Below are 3,736 nucleotides of genomic sequence, written 5' to 3'. Positions count from 1 at the left end.
CCTCGACAACGCCGCCAAGAACGCCCGCGACATCAACGGCAAGAGCCGTTATCTCGACATCCCCGATCTCGGCCGGCAGCGCCCAGTTCGCCGGCTCCGCGGCGAAGTTGAAAACGCACAGCAATCTCTCGTCTTCCTGCTGGCGGATGAAGGCCAGCACATCGCCCTCGGCCTCGAGAAAACGGATGGAGCCGGCGATCAGTGCCGGATGACGCTTGCGCAGCGCAAGGATCGAACGGTAGGCCGCGAGCACGGAACCGCCTTCGCCATCCTGAATGTCGACCGCGCGGCCGCGATGCGCCAGCGGCACGGGCAGCCAGGGCTTGGCCGTCGAGAATCCGGCATTTTCCGCCTCCGCCTGCCAGACCATCGGCGTGCGGCAGCCGTCCCTGCCCTTCACGCCCGGCCAGAAACGGATGCCGACGGGATCGCGCAGATCCTCATAAGCCAGCTCGGCTTCCTCCAGCCCCAGTTCCTCGCCCTGATAGAGGCAGATCGAGCCGCGCAGGCATGACAGCAGCGCGATCGAGAACTTCGCCACCGCGTCCGGGCTCTCGCCGGGCCGCGTCCAGCGGCTGACATGGCGCACGACGTCATGGTTGGAGAAGGCCCAGCAGACCCAGCCGTCCGGGGCGGTCGTCTCGAACGCCTCCACGCAGCCGCGCACATGGGCGGCGGAAAATTGCGGGCTGAGCAGGTCGAAAGTGTAGCACATCTGCAATTTGTCGCCGCCGGAGACATAGGCGGCGAGCGTCTGCAGCGAACGCTCCTCGTCGCCCACCTCGCCGACCGCGGCGCGGTCCGGATATTCGTCGAGCAGCGCGCGGAAGCGTTTCAGGAAGTCGAGATTCTCGGGACGCGTCTTGTCGAAGAGATGCTCCTGGAAGGCATAGGTGCTGGTCGCACCGTTGGTGCCGGCGACGCTCGCGGCCAAAGGCGGGTTGTCGCGCAGCCAGCGGTCGTGGACATAGTAGTTGACGGTGTCCAGCCGAAAACCGTCGACGCCGCGCTCCAGCCAGAAGCGCACGGTGTCGAGCAGCGCATCCTGGACCTTCGGATTGTGAAAGTTCAAATCCGGCTGCGCGGCGAGGAAATTGTGCATGTAGTACTGCCGGCGGGTGGCGTCCCACTCCCAGGCGGGGCCGCCGAATAGCGATTGCCAATTGTTGGGCGCGCTGCCGTCCGGCTTCGCATCGGCCCAGACGTACCAGTCAGCCTTGGCATTGTCGCGGCTGGCGCGGCTTTCGACGAACCATTCATGCTTGTCGGAAGAATGCGAGATCACCTGGTCGATGATGAGCTTCAGGCCGAGCCGGTGCGCCTCGGCGATGAGCGCGTCGAAATCCTCTGGCGTGCCGAACATCGGATCGACGTCGCGATAGTCGGACACGTCATAGCCCATGTCGGCCATCGGCGACTTGAAGAAGGGCGACAACCAGACCGCGTCGGCGCCGAGAGAGGCGACATGCGCAAGCCTGGCCGTGATGCCATTGAGGTCACCGCTGCCGTTGCCGGTCGTGTCCTGGAAGGAGCGCGGATAGACCTGGTAGATGACGCAGCCGCGCCACCATTCACTCCCCCGCTCCGCATTCTCGTCAGCCATTAGAACCCTTCCTGCTGCGCGCTTTAGCGGCACGTTGCTCGATCATGAAATTGACGCTGCGTCCGGAGAGCGGTCGCGCGATGTCGTCAGGCTGCGCTTCGATTGCGGGGCGCCATTCAAAACCCTCGCGCGCAGGCAAGGAGAAGACGCATTGGCGGCGGTCGCCGTTGACGGGGATCGCGAGGCGCTCGCCCTGGCTATCGCCGAGCAGCATGACGAGGCGATGTCGGCCGGCTTCGTTCCAGTCGGACTCGCCGAGCGGTACGCCGGTCTCGGTGAGCCAGGCCACGTCGGGAAATTCTCCACCATCGGCGGGCTCACCGGTTAGGAAGCGTGTGCCCGCCAGCGCAGGAAAGGCCCGGCGCAGCGCGGCAAGCGACGCTGTGTATTGCTCCAACGCCTGATCGCGGCCGGCCCAGTCGAGCCAGGTGATGGCGTTGTCCTGCGCATAGGCGTTGTTGTTGCCTAGCTGCGTGCGGCCGAACTCGTCGCCGGCCGTCAGCATGATGGTGCCGCGCGAGGCAAAGAGGGTGGCGAGCAACGCGCGCCGGTCGTTGGAGCGGGCCAGGCTGATCGCCTCGTCGTCCGTCTCGCCTTCGGTGCCGTTGTTCCAGGACAGATTGTCGTTATGGCCGTCGCGGTTCTGTTCGCCATTGGCCTCGTTGTGCTTGCGCTCATAGGCGACGATATCGGCGAGCGTCATGCCGTCATGCGCGGCGATGAAGTTGACCGTTCGGGTCGTCGGACGGCTGTCCCTGCCGAAGACGTCGGAGGAGCCGGCAAGCCGTGTCGCCAGCGCACCGATCGCGCCGGCGTCGCCGCGCCAAAAGCGCCTGACATCGTCGCGGTAACGGTCATTCCATTCCAGATAGGGCGGGCGGAAATTGCCGAGCTGGTAGCCGTTCGGGCCGATATCCCAGGGCTCGGCGATCAGCACGCGGTCGGCGAGCACGGGATCGCCGGCTATAGCCTGCAGCAGCGGCGCTTCCGGATCGAAGGCGCCATCGACGCGACCGAGCACCGGCGCCAGATCGAAGCGGAAACCGTCGACGCCGGCGAAGCGGACGAAGTGTCGGAGCGTGTCGAGCACCATCTCGCGCACCACCGGATGATCGCAGGCTACCGTGTTGCCGGTGCCAGTGTCGTTGACCAGTTGGCCATCCGGCTGATGCCCGTAGTAAGCCAGCGCATCGAGCCCGCGCAGCGACAGCGTCGGCCCGAGCCGGTCGCTCTCCCCGGTATGGTTGAAGACGAGGTCGAGTATGGTGCCGATGCCAGCCTCGCGCAGCGCGGCGACGGTGTCGCGCAACTCCCTCAGACCACCCGGCACCAGGCGCGGGTCGAGCGCCATGAAGGTAACGGGGTTGTAGCCCCAGGCGTTGCTTAAGCCCAATGGCGGCAGGTGCCGCTCGTCGATCGACGCGGTGACCGGCATCAGCTCGACGGCCGAGACGCCGAGACGCTTCAGGTGCTCGATGATGGCGGGATGGGCGAGCGCCGCGATGGTGCCCCGCTGCGCTTCCGGGATGTCGGGATGGAGCCTGGTGAAGGAGCGGACATTCAGTTCGTAAATCAGGCCGCCGGGATTGAAGAGGGGCGGCAAAGGCGCCACCGCCTCAAGCGGCGCCACCACTATCGCCTTGGGCATCAGGGGTGCGGTGTCGGCGCCCTCGTTGCGCTTGGCGGCAAGCCGCCAATGGTATTGGTAGGGACGATCGATCTCGACGGCGTAGGGATCGGTGAGCAGCTTGTCGGGATCGGACCACAGGCCGCGTTCCGGCGCATAGTCGCCATCGGCGCGGAAGCCGTAGCGGCAGCCGCTACCAAGGCCGGAGACAAGGAGCGCGCGCACGCCCTCGCCTTCCGACTTCAACTCCAGCCGGTCGATCTCGCGCGCACCGCTGTCGTCGAAAAGCGAGACCCAGAGGCGCCGCGCCGATGAGGACCAGGCGGCAAAGCGGATGCCTTCGGCGGTGATGGTGGCGCCGAGGGTCATGTAGGCTCCCCCTTCTCCCCCTGTGGGAGAAGGTGTCGCCGAAGGCGACGGATGAGGGGTGCTCCAGCTTGGCGACGACGGCGATCCGGCCAGCACCCCTCATCCGTCTCGGCGCTACGCGCCGATCCACCTTCCCC

Annotated in this window: 2 protein-coding genes; both read right to left on the bottom strand. The window is 66.3% G+C overall.

Annotation, left to right across the window (positions count from 1 at the left end):
* On the bottom strand, positions 1-1,603 hold a 1,603-nt coding region (locus EOA24_RS30610; RefSeq protein WP_127410418.1), incomplete at its 3' end, for an alpha-glucosidase family protein.
* The gene (gene glgX / locus EOA24_RS30605) at positions 1,596-3,599 is read right to left on the bottom strand and encodes a glycogen debranching protein GlgX (RefSeq protein ID WP_127410417.1); all 2,004 of its coding nucleotides are present in this window, start codon (positions 3,597-3,599) and stop codon (positions 1,596-1,598) included. The genes glgX and EOA24_RS30610, both read right to left, overlap by 8 nt.
* Between the last annotated feature and the right edge of the window lie 137 nt (positions 3,600-3,736).

The organism is Mesorhizobium sp. M2A.F.Ca.ET.039.01.1.1, from assembly GCF_003998035.1.
Lineage (GTDB): Bacteria > Pseudomonadota > Alphaproteobacteria > Rhizobiales > Rhizobiaceae > Mesorhizobium.
The sequence above is the reverse complement of the archived record's forward strand: the minus strand, read 5'-3'. Positions and strand labels throughout refer to the sequence as shown.